Here is a 15,224-nt window from a genome sequence, read left to right on the forward strand (position 1 = left end):
CGAACCATGAAAAAAAGTCTGCTTGTTCTTTTGCCCTTCCTGCTCACCGGCTGCGTGGTGGGCAATATGGACTCAACCGATTACCAGTACGTGAAATACGCCCAGACCTTCCAGAAGCTGGATAAAACCGGGCGTACCGACACCGCTCAGCGTAAAGAAGATCTCTACAGCTGTGGCGTAGAGAGAACGGCCAATCTGGACGACGGCAGCTATAACGGCGGCAGCGCCCGTCAGGGCCAAACGCTTCAGGAAGTGGTTGCCAGAGAAGAGAAAATCTCAAGCTGCATGAAAGCGAAAGGCTATACGGTCTACGGCTACGATGAGTGCGGGCCGCTTAAAGCCCCGACCGGGCTGTGCCCGAATTAACATGACCGATTCACCTGACATGGAGTATCCATATGAACGGCGATCGGGATGAGCATTATTATGTGGATTAACGGCTTTAACGTGGCCGTGGGTTATCGTTTCTGACAGTTATGTAGACCCAGTAAGCGCAGCATCAACAGGCAATGCCTGCATAATATGCGCAATAAACTTCGTAAGCTTTGGCAGCGGGCGTAAATCCTGCCGCCAAAGCAGATGTACCGGCCTCGGCTCCGGGGTGTAATCCTCAAGCACCCGCACCAGCCTGCCGCTCGCCAGCTCTTCCGCCACCAGCACTTCCGGTTGCAGCAGTAACCCCGCCCCCGCTCTTGCCGCCATGCGCAGTCCGTAGCCGTCGTTACATCTTAAGATAGCATCGCGTTTCCAGCGCACTTCCCCTTCCACGCCCGGTAGCCGCCACTCGTTGCGCGCGGTCCAGACCGTGTGCGAAAGACACAGATGATCCACCAGGTCGGCGGGCGTTTGCGGTGTGCCGTGACGGGCCAGATACTCCGGTGCGGCGCAAATCACCATCCGATACGGGCAGAGATATTTCGCCACCAGATCGTCGTGATGGATGTCGCCAATACGAATGGCCAGATCAACGCCTTCATCCACCAGATCCACCATCCGGTTAGTCAGATCGAGCTCGACCCGCACTTCCGGGTAGCGCTGTAAAAACGTGGCGGTGAGCGGGGCAATCACGCAGCCACCGAACGACGTGGGCGCGGATACCCGCAAGGTTCCGGCGGGCGTCGCGCGCAGCCGTTCAACGGCGCGTTCAGCTACAGATACCTGCTCCAACACCCGCTTTGCTTCGTCAAAATAGACACGACCGGCGTCAGTCAGGCTCTGGCGGCGCGTGTTTCGCTCCAGCAGGCGCGTACCCAGCTGAGACTCTAACAACGCAATGTACTTCCCGACCATTACCGCCGACATCTCAAGGCGCGATGCGGCAAGGGTGAAACTGCCGCTTTCCACCACGGCGATAAAGGTCTCCATGCCGCGAAGCTTATCCATATTGCAAACCTCTGATTAGTAATCATCTAACTTTAGCCCAGTTTATCTGACTTTTTATTTATTAAAGAATGAGGGCTCACAACATAAGGAGTCTGCTATGAAAATCGTCATTATTGGTGCCAGCGGTACGGTCGGTCGCGCAGTAACGGAAGAGTTAAGTCGTCGCCATGAGGTTATCCGCGTGGGGCGTACGCAGGGTGATTATCAGGTGGATATCACCTCGCAGGAGAGCGTGCAGGCGCTGTTTGAAAAAATCGGCCCGGTGGATGCCATTGTCTCGGCCAGCGGCGGCCTGTTCTTCGGCCAGCTCGCCACGATGAAAGACAGCGATTTCAACCAGGGCTTGCAGGACAAGCTTCTGGGGCAGGTGCGCCTGGCACTGACCGGCCAGCACTACCTGAACGAGGGCGGCTCGATCACCCTGATTAGCGGAATTGTGGCGCACGAACCGATTGCTCAGGGGGTAAATGCCACCACGGTGAATGCTGCGCTGGAAGGGTTTGTCCGCGCGGCGGCCTGTGAACTGCCGCGCGGTATTCGTATCAACCTGATTAGCCCGACGGTGCTTACCGAATCCGCCGAAGCGTACGATGGTTTCTTCCCGGGCTTTGAAAGTGTGCCAGCGGCGACCGTGGCCCAGGCCTATCGCCGCAGCGTGGAAGGTGTGCAGAGCGGGCGGGTGTATAAGGTGGGTTATTAAGCCTTACGGGCTGAAATCAACACCAGCATCGGGCGTTCAGCCTCTTCGGCCAGCGCAGGCCAGGCCGTGCACCGAACGTGGAAGCTGGGCGTAGCCTTCGAAAAACGCCGGGTTGTCGTAGATGTTTTGTGCCATGGCAGATCCCTCTTTAAGAATGTGCATAGCAGTATACTGCATTGTCGGGTGGCGGCTTCGCCTTACCCGACACCACATTAGCCCACTGATCCCCAGACCAGATTACCGTTATGGAAGGTCGCGGTACGCGGAGAAATGCGCGCCACGGCTTCGGCGGAACAGGAGGCATCCACCAGCACAAAACTGGCATCGTCCTGCGCTTTTGGCCACACGCGCTCGCCTTTGTCGTTGAGCGGCAGCACGTCACCTGTGGCGATACCCAGTGCGCGGGAAAGTGTCTGCTCGTTCGGGCGAATATACATCTGGGCATAAAGGTTAGCTTTTTCCAGCATATCGCCCAGGCCGTACGGCGACCAGTGGTCGATCACGCTGTCAGTGCCCGTCATCACAAACACGCCCTTATCACGCAGCTGCTTCAGCGGCATGTGCAGGGTGCCAATCGGCACGGTAGAGGCAATCGTCACCTGCTGCGCCGCCATGCGGGTGGCAATCTCATCCACCTGCTGCTCGTTGAGCGTGGCCAGCGCGAAGGCGTGGCTGATGGTCAGCTTTCCCTTCAGCTCAGGCGTTTTCTCCACGGTTTCGACCATGTAATTCACCGCCGCCACGCCCGCCGGGCTGGTTTCGTGCAGGTGAATATCCACCCCTTTGTTGTAATCCAGTGCAATCTGGAACATGGTGTCGAGGGATTTTTCCATCGCCCCATCCACATTGGTAGGATCAAGCCCGCCGACGTAGTGCGCCCCGGCTTGCATCGCTTCGCGCATCAGCTTTTCGGAATGGGATAACAGCAAACCATGCTGCGGGAAGGCGACAATTTCGCAGTCAAAACCAGGCTTGCGTCGGGATAATACGGCTTGCAGGTTTTCCAGATTTTTCAGGCCGGACACCGGCTCAATATTGCAGTGGCTGCGGGCAATGGTGGAGCCTTTCGATTGGATCAGGTCGATCAGTTTTTCCGCTCGCTCCTGGGTATAGGGTTGCAGCTCCGGCAACAGTTTCTGCTCCAGGCGGATCATGTCCTGGATGGTTGTCCCGGCCGGGCGATTCAGCGAACGCCACGGACCGCCGTAAAAGGTTTTATCCAGATGGATGTGCATGTCCCGCATCGCCGGAAGCATCAGCTTGCTGCCCGCATCGTAGTGCGGCAGCGTGGCATCGGCGTGGCTTTTGTTATCCCGCAGGGCGACTATCTTCCCGTCTTTGATTTCCAGCGTTTTCAGCTCGGTGCGGGTGCTGGTCGCGACGCTGCCGTCGAAATTGAACCCGGCTTCCAGCAGGACGTTATCCAGATAGTAATGTTTTGCGGTGATGCTCATGGGTTTGCCTGTCTCACAGATTTGCTTCGCGGGATCCGCAGCATACGCGACAGAGCCGGTAGCACCAAACAGCGCGCAGGCAGTGACCATTTTGCCGCTCTGGCTGATAAATTCACGGCGGCTTTTATTCTCACTCATCTTTTCTTCCTTTTGCTTATGCATTCACAATGTGGGTGCCGGTTTCACCGCGCAACGCCGCTGGCAGGCAGTCCGGCGAGGTGATCACCACCCGCTTGCCGCCGTGGTGCAGGAATTCCAGTGAGGCGACGATTTTTGGCAGCATACTGCCCGCCGGGAAGTGCCCCTCCTGCATAAAGCGTGTCATCTGCGCCACGTTCACCGTATCCAGCGCCTGCTGAGTCGGCTTACCGAAGTTCACGCACACTTTTTCCACCCCAGTGGTGATAACCAGCACATCCGCGCCGATCTCGCGCGCCAGCAGCGCGGTGGAGAGATCTTTATCGATCACCGCATCCACGCTCTGGTAATCCCCCTGCTCAGTACGGACAACCGGAATACCGCCACCACCGGCGCCGATCACCACAAATCCCTTTTGTGTCAGCGTTTTGATGGCATCGGCTTCAACAATACTTAACGGCTGCGGTGAGGGCACTACGCGACGATAGCCCCGGCCAGAATCCTCCACAAAATGCCAGTCCGGGTGCGCAAGCTGTAACGCATCGCGTTGTGCTTCGCTGAAGAACGCACCGATTGGCTTTGTAGGATGGGTAAAGCCTGCATCGTTTTTATCCACCTCCACCTGCGTCACCACGGTCACCGCCTTTTTCTCGCCGCGTGCGGCAAGGCGGTTGTTTAACGCCTGCTGGATCAGGTAGCCGATCCCGCCCTGGGTATCCGCCACGCAATTCGCCAGCGGGGTCAGCGGTAACCCTTCGCGTTCGTGGGCGATTTCCGCCCGGCGCAGATCCAGCCCCACCTGCGGGCCATTACCGTGGGTGAGCACAATGTCATAATCGGATGCCAGCATCTCCAGCACCGACTCCGCAACGGCTTTAACCGCCTGCGCCTGATGTTCAATCGACTGGCTGGCGTTATCTTTGATAATGCTGTTGCCGCCAATGGCAACGACCATGAGCTCTTTCATTTTTGTTCCTTTGAGAAGGTGCGATCTGGTGCCCTCACCCCGGCCCTCTCCCACAGGGAGAGGGGGAAGGTACGGCATTATCAGGATTCAGAAACCGGTGCCGTAGCGCTCGCTACTTCACGGCTATCAAGCACATGCTTCACCACAAACATGCCACCCATCATCAGGTACGCGGTGACGAACATCAGCGAACTGCCTTCGGCAAAGCCCACCACCGGCGCGTGGATCACGCCAAACAGTGCCAGCAGCGCGCCGACAGCAGCGGCAATGGCTCCACGCAGCGGTTTATTGATGATGGAGAAGATGGCGATACAGCCCCACAACATACTGGCGAGCGGAGCACCGTTGCCCAGATGCATCAGCCCTTCGTAGTAGATGCCCTTGCTGTGCAGCACATCGGTACCGATTTTCGCCGCATTAGTACCCGCAGCCCCCATCACGCTGTTCATCATGGTCAGCGCCCAGTTGGCGATCCACGGGAACAGGCAGATGAAGATAACAGGCACCTCCACTTTGGGCGTTTCCCTCACCACCTGGTTGGCAGTCACCACGCCGATAAACACCAGAATCGGCACGATGGCAGTCATCGGAATGATGGCGAGCATAAACGCCCCCAGCCCGAACAGCGGTACGATGAACATGGTCACACCGGACGCCAGCGTGTAGCCGATGCTTGCCCCCATGGCTTTCCAGCCCGCATGGCCCACGTAGACCGTCACCGGGAATGGGTTGCCCATCAGGCAGCCCAGCATCGACGCCAGACCGTTCGCCAGCATCACTTTACGGGTCGGGTATTCATCCCCCGCCGCGTGGGCGCTTTCGATGTTCTCAAGGTCAAAGATGTAGTTCGCCAGCCCAAGAGGAACCGCTGATGCCAGGTACGGCAGCGCGTGCGGCAGCCCTTGCAGGAAGCCTTCCACATGCACTTGCGGCGGGTTAAAGCCAAACGACGACATAGACGCTTTAATCGCCTCCGGGCTTTGCAGGCCGGAGATCCACGCCAGAGCCGTACCGGCAATCAACAGCAGCAGGCCGGTCGGGATTTTGGCGAAGATCGGCTTTTTGCCAAACCAGTTAATGAAGATCAGCAGCAGCACGATGAACGATACGGTCGGCGCTTCGAAGGCCTGAAGCATCGGGTTCATCGCCAGCAGCAGCAGACCCAGCCCGGACAGGCACGACAGCAGCACGGTGCGCGGGATCATCTTGCGGATGGTTTCCCCTAAAAACGAACCGCCCGCCAGGATCATCGCTTCCACGAAGCACCACACCAGACCAATCTGGATGGCAAAATCCGCATCGCCGGTTTGCTGGTAGACCGGCATCAGCACCAGGAAGGTCACGGTAAAAATAGAAGGTGCACTCGGGCCGGACGGCAGCGCGGTAACGTCGTTACGCCCGGTCTGGCGCGCCATTTGCAGGCCAAACCACGCATAGCAAATGCTCGCGACCAGTACCGCCAGCCCGAAGGCTGGCGCGATGCGTCCATAAACAATCTCTTTCGGGATGCCAACGACAAAAATGAGCAACCCCATCATGGTCAGCAAATTGGTCAGGTTGTTAGTCATCAACCCGAAATATGCCGCCCAGTCACCTCTTTTCCACTCCAGTTTCATGTTTTTCATGGATGCATGCCTTATAAAAAGTAGCGATCGCGGAAGGTCAACAGCGCCTTTTCAAAACAGCTAAATGGCGGGTGAACGATACCCGCCCCAATCATGCCGATGCCCGCATCTTTGTGGGCGATGGCGGTATTGATCACCGGCAAAATGCCGCTGCCCGCGACTTTGGTGATGTCGATGGCGGTCGGGATGCCCATAAACGAGAGCAGCGGAATGGTGACGTTCGGGTTTTCGCCGAGCGTGATTTCACGCATCTGGCGGGAGAAATCGATGGCTTCATCCACTGTGCCGCCCACCAGCGCCACAATCGCCGGGGCCGTTGCCATCGCAAAACCGCCGATACCGTAGGTTTCAGTGATGGCGCTGTCGCCGATATCCAGACCGGAGTCTTCCGGTTTATAGCCCGCAAACATTGGGCCAATTACCTGCTGCGCCGGGCCGGTGAACCACTGCCCCGGCAGGCCGGAAATGCGCAGGCCGAACTCATAACCGTTACGCGCCATGGTGGTCACCACGGTGCTGTACTCAATGCCGTGGGCGGCATCCAGCGCGGCTTTACACATCGCCATCCACGTTGGGCCAGAGAAGTAGTCACTGCTGGCGACAAACTCGAACACTTCGCGCTGTTGTTCCACCGGATAACCCGCCTGAATAAGGCCCGGCGTCAGCGCCTGGATAAGCAACGTGGTGCCCGCGTTGTTACGGTTGTGGCACTCATCGCCCATGTGCAGGGCCTGCGCCAGCATTAAGCGCAGGTCAATTTCGCCGATGATTTTCATGGCATCGCGCAGCATCGGGCCGAGCACGTCACGCATCCAGTTCAGGCGGTCAATCACGCTCTGGTCATTGGCACCCATACGCAGAATTTTCGCCATCTGCTCGCTTAAGTTGGTGAACGCGCGGTTGCCGTAGGTTTTGTTTTCGACGATGTGCATGAACATCGAGGCAGATGTGACACCCGCCATGGAGCCAACGCAGTCATGTTCGTGGCACGGCGAGAAGGTGATATCGCCGGATGCCGCCAGCCTGGCCGCGTCTTCCAGGTTTTTCGCCAGCCCTTCAAACACCAGCGCGCCGGTAACCGCCCCTTTCATCGCCCCACACATGTTCTCCCACGCCACCGGCGGGCCTGCGTGCAGGATGGTGGTGCGGGTCATGCCCGGCACCACGTTAATCGCCTGGTCGTAGCCCACCAGCACCGGATGTGACTGAATAATGCGCTCAAGGGCTATTTTGTTGGCGGCGGAAATTTTGTCGGCCAGCGGTTTACCCGCCAGCTGATCAAGCGCTTCCACCACCTGCATATTGCCCTGCCCTGGCGGTGTCCAGTCCAGCTGAGTCACGGGAACATGCTGCTTTTTGAGGTCGTCACTGAACATCACAATGCCGACGTTAATGACGTTCAGCGGCTGATTAAATAAAGTCGTCATTATGCTTTCTCCCCTTTGCAGACAAATTCGCGTGCCAGTAATCCGGTATTGGTGCTGCTGCTGGCCCAGATAACGCCGGCATCGGTCAGAAGCTGGCACTGCTGAGCCAGTGACGGTGCATCCTGGTCAGTACCCAGCACGTAGCCGAGGATCGCCAGCGGACGGTTGTCGGCCTTCGCAATCGCCTGTGCCTCTTTAATGGCGTCGATCATCACTCCTACCGGATCTTCGTGCGAGCCAAATCCCAGCACAAAGTCCATCACGATCACTCCCACTTCCGGGTCGCGCGCTTCCTGCAACAGGCGGCTGATGCGGTTGGTCGGGTCGATCATCGGGTGCGGTTTGCCGTTGGTGAAATCGTCGTCGCCAAAGTCGAGGAAGGTATGGGCTTTACTGACGTTAATGTCGCTGAGACGTTTCGTTGGATCGGGCTGAATGTTGCTGTAGACGTCGTCGAATTTATCGAGCGCGGCGAACATCGCTTCATCGCACAGCGTGCCGCCGCAGAACAGACCGCGAATGTATTTTTGCTGTGGGGTCAGACGGGCGCGCACCTCTTCGATCAGCGGCCAGTTGAGCGGGTGCAGATCAAGAGACTCTTTTTTGATGCCGGTCAGCAGCACCGCTTTCAGCGCAGCTTCCTTGGTGCCACGGGCAAACTGCAATCCGTCTTCTTCATCAGCAGGCGGTGCGTTGCGACCGAGGAAGCACGCAATCACAGGTTTACGGCAGGCGCGCGCACGGGCCAGCACTTTTTCAGCCACCGCAGGCGCAGGCGGCTTGGAAATCAGCGCAATCACCTGCGTGGCGTCGTCGGCTTCCAGCATGTCGATGGCATCGAGCATCATCAGCCCGCCGATTTTTTCACTCAGATCGCGGCCACCGGTCCCAATCAGCTGCGACACACCGCCGCCAAACTCATGAATGCGCACGCTCAGCTCCTGGCTGCCGGTGCCGGACGCCCCGACGATACCAATCGGCCCACGGCGTACCGCGTTGCCAAAGCACAGCGCCGCGCCGTTAATAATGGCGGTGCCGCAATCTGGCCCCATCATTAACAGCCCTTTCTGGTGAGCCAGCTGCTTCAGTGCCAGCTCGTCGTCGAGGCTCACGTTGTCGGAGAAAAGCATTACGTTGAGGTCGTTTTCCAGCGCCTGACGCGCTTCGCGGGCGGCAAAGGTGCCGTTCACCGAGATCACCGCAAGATTTGCATCGGGACGATGGGTTTTGGCGCTGGCCATGGTGGCGTAGCGTGCTTCATGGCTTCCGCCGCTCTCTTTGCGGGTGAACAGCGCTTCAATGGCCGCCAGCGTTTCGTCATTCGCCGCATCGCCTTTAATGACAATCATCAGGTCGCCGTTTTTAGCGTCGGCTAATTCTGGCGTTAACAGCCCAAGGTTTTTCAATACGCCTTTATTCATTTCCGTTGCCATAGCCACAAATGCCTGCTCAACGCCCGGCAATTTATTGGCTTTGGTGGAAACCGACATTAATGAGACGGAATCAAAATAGGTGTTCTTTTTTATCACGATTTTCGTTGGCATTATTTTCACCTGTTTGAGGATAAAAGGGGGCCGCCATCGTGCAAAAAGCACGACGGTAAAATGCTGTGTTTATTCGTAGCCAGCCCGGTCAGGCTGGCCGAGTTATTTACGCGCCAGCTGCCAGCAGCAATTCGGCGATTTCATGGAAACCTTTTTCCCGCGCCAGCTCGAGCGGGGATTTACCGTATTTGTCGGTCATGTGCGGATTGGCGCCGTTATCCAGCAGCAGCGTTACAATCTCCTGCTGCTTTGCACCGCCATCATTGAGGACAATGGCTTCCAGCAGCGGCGTCCAGCCCACGAAGTTGGTGTGATTGACGTTGATATCGGTTTTTTCCAGCAGCTCGCGTACGATCTCCACGTGTCCTTTTTCACTGGCAGGCGTGATGCCCACGCCGCCAAAACGGGTCAGCCTTTCCAGGTCAGGGTTTGCCGGAAGCACAATCCGCAACAGGGTTATATCGTTGGTCAGGCAGCTAATCAGGAAGGGGTTAAAGCAGGTTTGGTCCTGTTTATCGATATCTGCACCGGCGGCAATTAAATGCTCCACACAGGCGTAATGTTTATTCAGGCTGGCAATAATAACGGCGGTTCTTTTCTGTCGGTTGCTGGCATTAATATCCACACCTTTATCCAGACAGGCTTTTAGTGCATCGATATTCCCTTGTTCTGCCGCCAGCAGAAATTCAGTAACGAGTTCATTTGCAGACATATTCAGACTCCGGTGTTTTCATTTCTGATGCTCTGAGAATAGCAACAGCCCCTTCAGAAAAGAATCCGCTTAAATATCATTCACCGGAATGTGACGGATTATTGAATAAAAATTAATAATTCAGCCAAAACGTGCGCCGGTACAATGTTTTTCTTATGTTTGCCTGCATTTGATGACGGAAAACAGCATTCTGCTTATGTCTCGCAATCCCTTGCCGGGCGCGGCTCTCAACAAATTACAGGAAGTGTGATGTTGTTCAAATCAGTTGTAACGTCAGTGTTAAAATTCGTTCAAAACTGGTTGCTCCCGCAGGGGATTACAAATAGATTCAACAATGCCGCGATGGCCTGTTTGCCTGGAGCCTGATGATGAATTCCATTTTTACCGAAGAGAACCTGCTGGCCTTCACCACGGCGGCGCGCTACAGCAGCTTTAGCAAGGCGGCAGAAGAACTGGGCCTGACGACATCGGCCATCAGCTACACCATCAAACGCATGGAAACCGGGCTGGACGTGGTGCTGTTTGTGCGTAACACGCGAAGCATTGAGCTTACCGAATCCGGCTTTTATTTTTACCGCAAAGCCACCGACCTGCTGAACGACTTTCACGCCATTAAGCGCGGGATAGATACCATTTCCCAGGGTATCGAGGCGCGGGTGCGCATCTGCATTAACCAACTTTTATATACGCCGCGCCATACCGCCAGGCTGTTACAGGTGCTGAAAAAACAGTTCCCGACCTGCCAGATAACCGTCACTACCGAGGTGTATAACGGCGTCTGGGATTCCATCATTAATAACCAGGCCAACATTGCGATTGGCGCGCCGGATACGCTGCTCGATGGCGGCGGCATTGATTACACCGAAATCGGCGCTATCCGCTGGGTCTTTGCGATTGCCCCGGAGCATCCGCTGGCGTTCACGCCTGAGCCGATAGCCGAAAGCCAGTTGCGCCTGTATCCGAATATCATGGTAGAAGACACCGCGCACACCATTAACAAAAAAGTCGGCTGGTTGCTGCACGGGCAAGAGGCGATTCTGGTGCCGGACTTCAACACCAAGTGTCAGTGTCAGATCCTGGGCGAAGGGATTGGTTTTTTACCGGAATATATGGCGCGGGATGCGGTAGAAGATGGGTTGCTGGTGACGCGGCGTATCAATAACCCACGCCAGGATTCGCGCATGTTGCTTGCCACACAACATGCAGCGACCGGCCAGGTCACACGCTGGATCAAACAGCAGTTTGGCCCCCAGGGTGTACTGACCGGGATATACAGTGATTTGCTCTGGCGCGCTTAATCGCGGGTTTGTACCCAGAACGCGTGAATAAGACCCGGAATATAACCCAGTAGCGTCAGAATGATGTTCAGAATAAACGCCCAGCCGAAGCCTTTACCCAGCAGCACGCCCAGCGGCGGCAGGATGATCGTGAAAACGATACGCCAAAAACCCATACAAACTCCGTGCAAGCTAATTCATTAAAGATAAAAAGAGGACACCCTCTAAGCGTAGTCAGTTTAGCGGGCGGGACTTCTCTGCGCTGGCCTTTTACCCTCTTTTACGCTTTTGACACTGGCTTAATCCTCTCCTTTAGTTTAGCATTTACTTAATTAAGTAAACTCTAAAATAAAATGACTGAACTCGAACAACTCCAGGCCAGCGCTGAGCAGGCCGCAGCACTTCTGAAAGCGATGAGCAACGCCCGCCGGCTGCTGATCCTGTGCACGCTGTGCGGTGCGCCGGGTACCAGTGCGGGCGAACTGGCGCGTGCCACGGGGCTTAGCGCATCGGCCACCTCGCAACACCTGGCGCGAATGCGTGAAGAAGGGCTTATCGACAGCACCCGCGATGCCCAGCGCATTCTTTACTTCATTAAAAACGATGCGGTGAATCAGCTCATCAGCACCCTAAAAACCCTTTATTGCCCGTAAGGAGCCGCTAATGTCTCTCCCTCTTATCTCCCCCCAGCAGGCGAATGCGCTGATTGCTGAAGGCGCAAAACTGATTGATATTCGTGATACCGATGAATATGCCCGGGAGCATATTCCGGCTGCCCGCTCCGTTCCGCTGGATACGCTCCCTGCCGGGCTTCAGATGCAGCCTGGTGAAACGGTTATTTTTCACTGCCAGTCGGGCGCACGCACCTCTGGCAATGCAGCGCGACTTGCACAAGCGGCATTACCCGCGCAGGCGTATGTTGTTGAAGGCGGAATTCAGGGCTGGAAACAGGCCGGGCTGCCGACCATTGAAGATAAATCACAGCCACTCCCGCTGATGCGCCAGGTGCAAATTGCCGCCGGGCTGTTGATTTTGTGCGGTGTGGTGTTGGGTTATAGCGTCTCCAGCGGCTTTTTCCTGCTCAGCGGTTTTGTCGGCGCAGGGTTGCTGTTTGCCGGGCTGAGCGGTTTTTGCGGAATGGCGCGTCTGCTGAAAATAATGCCGTGGAACAGACGTACCTCATAAGCAGTAATCCGTTGAATACACTGTACCCTGCGCAAGACGTGGGCTAAGGTGAAGAACACAACAATGATGAGGAGGTACTATGTTTTCAGTCGGCGATTTTGTGCAACCACGTATGGGCGGCCCAAAACTAAAAGTTACCGAAGTGAATGGCGAGAGCATCGTGGCGGTACAAGCCAGCAATGAGCAAGGCGAGAAATTTACGCTGAAGGCGGCTGATGTCACCCTTTATACTGAAGACGGTGATTTCGGCGTCTGCTAAAGAACGCAGCCGGGCGGAGCCTTCCGCCCGGCACACGGGTTAAATCAGGAAATCATCCAGTGATTTACCGTTTGCCAGTGCGCTCGCAATAGGTTTTGGCGTGCGGCCCTGGCCGGTCCAGGTTTTTTCTTCACCGTTAACGTCGATGTAGCGATATTTTGCTTCACGCGCTTTACGTTTTTTCGCCTGTTGACCCGCGTTGCTCGCTTCAGAGCCCAGCAGATCGGCTGGAGAAATACCGTCAGCTTTCATTCGTTCCAGCAGAGCATTAATTTTATCCTGCTGTTCAGCGCGCTGTTGTTCGAATTCAGCCAGCTCGTTACGTTTTTCTTCAGTAACGATCCTGACTTTTTCCAGCATCTCTTCAAGCGCTTCAATAGAGAATTCACGCGCCATTGCACGAAGCGTGCGGATATTATTAAGATTCTGTAACGTCAAAGACATATTAATTGAAAACCTTTTCTTTGTGATAAATCGAAAAATCAACAGACAGAATAATTCATTTCCCCTGCGATATCCACCCATCGAAACTTAAAACCATTATTGTAAATATTTAAAAATATAATTTTGGATACCGGTTATGTTTCCAGGGAGAGACGGCTTATTTCTCAGGGACACAATCTGCCTGCGTTACCGTAGAGATCTCATCGCGTTGCCCCCCCTGCAAACAAAAAAAGAATAACCATGCACTTAATATGAATAAAACATAGCATTAATCAACAGAGTTTTTATCTGCCAAAATGAATAATTAAGAACAATCATCATGGAATGGGTGGTTTTCACACAAACTAAAGAATGCCATGCTGAACCACGCGTCGGGGGCAAAAACTGACTCATGCAAAATTAACATAACATACTGATTTCACATCAAATAAAACAACAAAAGAGAGAAAATAGCGAGGCGATTAACAAATACACAATTACAGAGAATTTTGTGGACAAAAAGGCAATAAATAAAAATTAATCACTAATTGTTAGTTTTAAACCAGAGATATACGCTATACACGTCAAACAAACCAACCTAAAGCACTAAAGCTGAACGGTAAAGCCTCATTATAGTGTTCTTCTCAAGGAGTTCAGACATGTTCTCACCGCAGTCTCGCCTGCGCCATGCGGTAGCGGATACCTTCGCGATGGTTGTCTACTGTTCCGTCGTGAACATGCTGATCGAAATATTCCTCTCCGGAATGTCCTTCGAGCAATCACTTTCCTCTCGCCTGGTGGCTATCCCGGTGAACATTATTATTGCATGGCCCTACGGATTGTACCGTGATGCCGTCATGCGCGTTGCCCGCCGCATCAGCCCGGCTGGTTGGGTGAAAAACCTGGCCGACGTGCTGGCCTATGTCACTTTCCAGTCACCGGTATATGTCGCGATTTTGCTGACCGTTGGCGCAGACTGGCATCAAATCGCCGCTGCGGTAAGTTCAAACATCGTGGTGTCGATGTTGATGGGTGTGGTGTACGGCTATTTTCTCGACTATTGCCGTCGACTGTTTAAAGTCAGCCAGTACAACCAGGCTAAGGCGTGATGTATCGCGACTGGCGCATTGCCAGTCGCACGCTTACTGCTGTTCGCCGAACAGTCCTTTCAGAAAACGCTCCAGCGCCATGCGAGAGCTGAAACCATGCGGAATACCATAATGTTGATGCGTTTCACCGCCTAAATAGAGCGGGAATTGCTGGTAGTGATCGCAGGTTTTTATATCCGAGGCAGGCTCAGCAAATGAGAGACTTCTGTCTTTCAGCGTCGGGTGAATAATGAGAGCGGTGCGCCCCATTCTGGCTTCACGGTTGACGTAAACATAATTCTCGCCGCGGCGATATCCATAGGCTTTTGATGTCACTTCGTCCATGGTAAATCCCGCTTTTTCAAGAACGCGCGCCACCTCATCGGGTCGTAAATACATATTTAATCCTCGTTATCTTTTCCTGCCCGGCAACCTTACAGTATTCAGCATTAGCAGCGCTTTCAGAATATTCCATAAACCGCCGGATAAGTCGTGACTCGCTTCAGATAATAAAATCCTGGGCTAAACTCAATGGGAATGCAAAATGACGGAGGATCGTATGTTTAACAGACCGAACCGAAACGATATAAACGACGACGCTCAGGATATTCGTAATGATGTCAGCCAATTAGCGGACACGCTTGAGGAAGTGCTGAAATCCTGGGGTTCAGATGCAAAGGACGAAGCAGATGCCGCAAAACGTAAGGCTCAGTCTCTGCTGCGTGAAACCCGCGCCAGAATGCATGGCCGTTCTCGTGCCACGCAAGCCGCCTGTGACGCAGTCAGCTGCGCCAATACCTTCGTCCGTGAAAAACCGCTCTGCGCGCTTGGCACGGTGGCGGCGGTCGGGATTTTTGTCGGCGCCCTGCTCAGCCTGCGTAAGTAACCCACAATGAGATGTACGTCAGCCCCGGCTTGTCACTGGCACCGGGGTTTTTCTTTATCCATCGGCTGAAAATCCCGTACAGCCTGCCCTGCCCCGCTGTGCTCATCATCGTGGCGACACCCATCGAAATTTCCCATATATTGTATGGTTGAAACT

The 15,224-nt window shown here is 54.8% G+C and carries 18 protein-coding genes and 1 pseudogene; 8 read left to right on the plus strand and 11 right to left on the minus strand.

Annotated elements, in window-relative coordinates; all coding sequences use genetic code 11:
- Window positions 1-6 precede the first annotated feature (6 nt).
- Entirely contained in the window at window positions 7-366 is a 360-nt protein-coding gene (locus tag ACT9TW_RS22985; protein WP_182062165.1) for a hypothetical protein, read from the plus strand.
- A 108-nt stretch (window positions 367-474) separates the two neighbouring features.
- Here ACT9TW_RS22985 and ACT9TW_RS22990 read toward each other — a convergent pair whose 3' ends face one another.
- Window positions 475-1,383 (minus strand): LysR substrate-binding domain-containing protein, encoded by a 909-nt coding sequence (locus ACT9TW_RS22990; RefSeq protein WP_446493795.1) that lies wholly within the window; start codon window positions 1,381-1,383, stop codon window positions 475-477.
- 97 nt (window positions 1,384-1,480) lie between these two features.
- Between ACT9TW_RS22990 and ACT9TW_RS22995 the strand changes: the two genes are divergently transcribed.
- Window positions 1,481-2,083 (plus strand): short chain dehydrogenase, encoded by a 603-nt coding sequence (locus tag ACT9TW_RS22995; protein ID WP_446493796.1) that lies wholly within the window; start codon window positions 1,481-1,483, stop codon window positions 2,081-2,083.
- A gap of 60 nt (window positions 2,084-2,143) precedes the next feature.
- Here the strand turns inward: ACT9TW_RS22995 and ACT9TW_RS23000 are convergent.
- The 7 genes and pseudogenes from ACT9TW_RS23000 to ACT9TW_RS23030 all read right to left on the minus strand — a co-directional run.
- A pseudogene (locus tag ACT9TW_RS23000) lies at window positions 2,144-2,218 on the minus strand (SAM-dependent methyltransferase); the annotation flags it as partial.
- Between the two features lie 77 nt (window positions 2,219-2,295).
- On the minus strand, window positions 2,296-3,675 hold the full coding sequence (locus tag ACT9TW_RS23005; protein ID WP_446493797.1) for an amidohydrolase family protein: 1,380 nt from the start codon (window positions 3,673-3,675) through the stop codon (window positions 2,296-2,298).
- Window positions 3,676-3,691: 16 nt separating this feature from the next.
- Window positions 3,692-4,642: a carbamate kinase family protein gene (locus tag ACT9TW_RS23010; RefSeq protein WP_446493798.1), complete on the minus strand. Its 951-nt coding sequence runs from the start codon at window positions 4,640-4,642 to the stop codon at window positions 3,692-3,694.
- An 80-nt stretch (window positions 4,643-4,722) separates the two neighbouring features.
- The gene (locus tag ACT9TW_RS23015) at window positions 4,723-6,267 is read right to left on the minus strand and encodes a xanthine permease (RefSeq protein WP_446493799.1); all 1,545 of its coding nucleotides are present in this window, start codon (window positions 6,265-6,267) and stop codon (window positions 4,723-4,725) included.
- Window positions 6,268-6,278: 11 nt separating this feature from the next.
- A complete protein-coding gene (locus ACT9TW_RS23020) occupies window positions 6,279-7,694 on the minus strand; it encodes an oxamate carbamoyltransferase subunit AllG family protein (RefSeq protein ID WP_446493800.1) in 1,416 nt (471 codons plus the stop codon).
- Window positions 7,694-9,238: an acyl-CoA synthetase FdrA gene (gene fdrA, locus ACT9TW_RS23025; RefSeq protein ID WP_446493801.1), complete on the minus strand. Its 1,545-nt coding sequence runs from the start codon at window positions 9,236-9,238 to the stop codon at window positions 7,694-7,696. The genes ACT9TW_RS23020 and fdrA overlap by 1 nt, the downstream gene beginning before the upstream one ends.
- 106 nt (window positions 9,239-9,344) lie before the next feature.
- Window positions 9,345-9,950 carry an ankyrin repeat domain-containing protein gene (locus ACT9TW_RS23030; RefSeq protein ID WP_182062174.1) on the minus strand — a complete coding sequence of 202 codons (606 nt, stop codon included), beginning with the start codon at window positions 9,948-9,950 and terminating at the stop codon, window positions 9,345-9,347.
- Between the two features lie 368 nt (window positions 9,951-10,318).
- Between ACT9TW_RS23030 and ACT9TW_RS23035 the strand changes: the two genes are divergently transcribed.
- A complete protein-coding gene (locus tag ACT9TW_RS23035) occupies window positions 10,319-11,248 on the plus strand; it encodes a LysR substrate-binding domain-containing protein (protein WP_446493869.1) in 930 nt (309 codons plus the stop codon).
- Here the strand turns inward: ACT9TW_RS23035 and ACT9TW_RS23040 are convergent.
- Window positions 11,245-11,403: a YqaE/Pmp3 family membrane protein gene (locus ACT9TW_RS23040; protein ID WP_002903230.1), complete on the minus strand. Its 159-nt coding sequence runs from the start codon at window positions 11,401-11,403 to the stop codon at window positions 11,245-11,247. The two genes, ACT9TW_RS23035 and ACT9TW_RS23040, sit on opposite strands and share 4 nt — an antisense overlap.
- A gap of 177 nt (window positions 11,404-11,580) precedes the next feature.
- Here ACT9TW_RS23040 and ACT9TW_RS23045 point away from each other — a divergent pair, with 177 nt between their 5' ends.
- The 3 genes from ACT9TW_RS23045 to ACT9TW_RS23055 all read left to right on the plus strand — a co-directional run bounded on the left by ACT9TW_RS23045 (window position 11,581) and on the right by ACT9TW_RS23055 (window position 12,671).
- Window positions 11,581-11,880: an ArsR/SmtB family transcription factor gene (locus ACT9TW_RS23045; RefSeq protein ID WP_014071463.1), complete on the plus strand. Its 300-nt coding sequence runs from the start codon at window positions 11,581-11,583 to the stop codon at window positions 11,878-11,880.
- A 10-nt stretch (window positions 11,881-11,890) separates the two neighbouring features.
- Entirely contained in the window at window positions 11,891-12,412 is a 522-nt protein-coding gene (locus ACT9TW_RS23050; RefSeq protein ID WP_446493802.1) for a rhodanese family protein, read from the plus strand.
- A gap of 79 nt (window positions 12,413-12,491) precedes the next feature.
- Window positions 12,492-12,671, plus strand: a complete 180-nt coding sequence (locus tag ACT9TW_RS23055) for a hypothetical protein (protein ID WP_182062176.1) — start codon at window positions 12,492-12,494, stop codon at window positions 12,669-12,671.
- A gap of 39 nt (window positions 12,672-12,710) precedes the next feature.
- Here ACT9TW_RS23055 and stpA read toward each other — a convergent pair whose 3' ends face one another.
- Entirely contained in the window at window positions 12,711-13,115 is a 405-nt protein-coding gene (gene stpA / locus ACT9TW_RS23060) for a DNA-binding protein StpA (protein WP_446493803.1), read from the minus strand.
- A gap of 638 nt (window positions 13,116-13,753) precedes the next feature.
- Between stpA and alaE the strand changes: the two genes are divergently transcribed.
- Entirely contained in the window at window positions 13,754-14,203 is a 450-nt protein-coding gene (gene alaE / locus ACT9TW_RS23065; protein ID WP_182062178.1) for an L-alanine exporter AlaE, read from the plus strand.
- 33 nt (window positions 14,204-14,236) lie between these two features.
- Here the strand turns inward: alaE and ACT9TW_RS23070 are convergent, their stop codons facing one another.
- A complete protein-coding gene (locus ACT9TW_RS23070; protein WP_182062179.1) occupies window positions 14,237-14,581 on the minus strand; it encodes a DUF2002 family protein in 345 nt (114 codons plus the stop codon).
- A 160-nt stretch (window positions 14,582-14,741) separates the two neighbouring features.
- On the opposite strand from ACT9TW_RS23070, the gene ACT9TW_RS23075 reads away from it, so the two are divergent.
- Entirely contained in the window at window positions 14,742-15,068 is a 327-nt protein-coding gene (locus ACT9TW_RS23075) for a DUF883 domain-containing protein (protein WP_010434339.1), read from the plus strand.
- The last annotated feature ends 156 nt before the right edge of the window (window positions 15,069-15,224 follow it).

This window comes from Enterobacter sp. C4G1 (assembly GCF_052886895.1).

Bases quoted from the DNA above. Each gene is read 5' to 3' on its own strand.
- ACT9TW_RS22985 (WP_182062165.1), top strand. From the start codon at position 7: ATGAAAAAAAGTCTGCTTGTTCTTTTGCCCTTCCTGCTCACCGGCTGC.
- ACT9TW_RS22990 (WP_446493795.1), bottom strand. From the start codon at position 1,383: ATGGATAAGCTTCGCGGCATGGAGACCTTTATCGCCGTGGTGGAAAGC.
- ACT9TW_RS22995 (WP_446493796.1), top strand. From the start codon at position 1,481: ATGAAAATCGTCATTATTGGTGCCAGCGGTACGGTCGGTCGCGCAGTA.
- ACT9TW_RS23005 (WP_446493797.1), bottom strand. From the start codon at position 3,675: ATGAGTGAGAATAAAAGCCGCCGTGAATTTATCAGCCAGAGCGGCAAA.
- ACT9TW_RS23010 (WP_446493798.1), bottom strand. From the start codon at position 4,642: ATGAAAGAGCTCATGGTCGTTGCCATTGGCGGCAACAGCATTATCAAA.
- ACT9TW_RS23015 (WP_446493799.1), bottom strand. From the start codon at position 6,267: ATGAAAAACATGAAACTGGAGTGGAAAAGAGGTGACTGGGCGGCATAT.
- ACT9TW_RS23020 (WP_446493800.1), bottom strand. From the start codon at position 7,694: ATGACGACTTTATTTAATCAGCCGCTGAACGTCATTAACGTCGGCATT.
- fdrA (WP_446493801.1), bottom strand. From the start codon at position 9,238: ATGCCAACGAAAATCGTGATAAAAAAGAACACCTATTTTGATTCCGTC.
- ACT9TW_RS23030 (WP_182062174.1), bottom strand. From the start codon at position 9,950: ATGTCTGCAAATGAACTCGTTACTGAATTTCTGCTGGCGGCAGAACAA.
- ACT9TW_RS23035 (WP_446493869.1), top strand. From the start codon at position 10,319: ATGAATTCCATTTTTACCGAAGAGAACCTGCTGGCCTTCACCACGGCG.
- ACT9TW_RS23040 (WP_002903230.1), bottom strand. From the start codon at position 11,403: ATGGGTTTTTGGCGTATCGTTTTCACGATCATCCTGCCGCCGCTGGGC.
- ACT9TW_RS23045 (WP_014071463.1), top strand. From the start codon at position 11,581: ATGACTGAACTCGAACAACTCCAGGCCAGCGCTGAGCAGGCCGCAGCA.
- ACT9TW_RS23050 (WP_446493802.1), top strand. From the start codon at position 11,891: ATGTCTCTCCCTCTTATCTCCCCCCAGCAGGCGAATGCGCTGATTGCT.
- ACT9TW_RS23055 (WP_182062176.1), top strand. From the start codon at position 12,492: ATGTTTTCAGTCGGCGATTTTGTGCAACCACGTATGGGCGGCCCAAAA.
- stpA (WP_446493803.1), bottom strand. From the start codon at position 13,115: ATGTCTTTGACGTTACAGAATCTTAATAATATCCGCACGCTTCGTGCA.
- alaE (WP_182062178.1), top strand. From the start codon at position 13,754: ATGTTCTCACCGCAGTCTCGCCTGCGCCATGCGGTAGCGGATACCTTC.
- ACT9TW_RS23070 (WP_182062179.1), bottom strand. From the start codon at position 14,581: ATGTATTTACGACCCGATGAGGTGGCGCGCGTTCTTGAAAAAGCGGGA.
- ACT9TW_RS23075 (WP_010434339.1), top strand. From the start codon at position 14,742: ATGTTTAACAGACCGAACCGAAACGATATAAACGACGACGCTCAGGAT.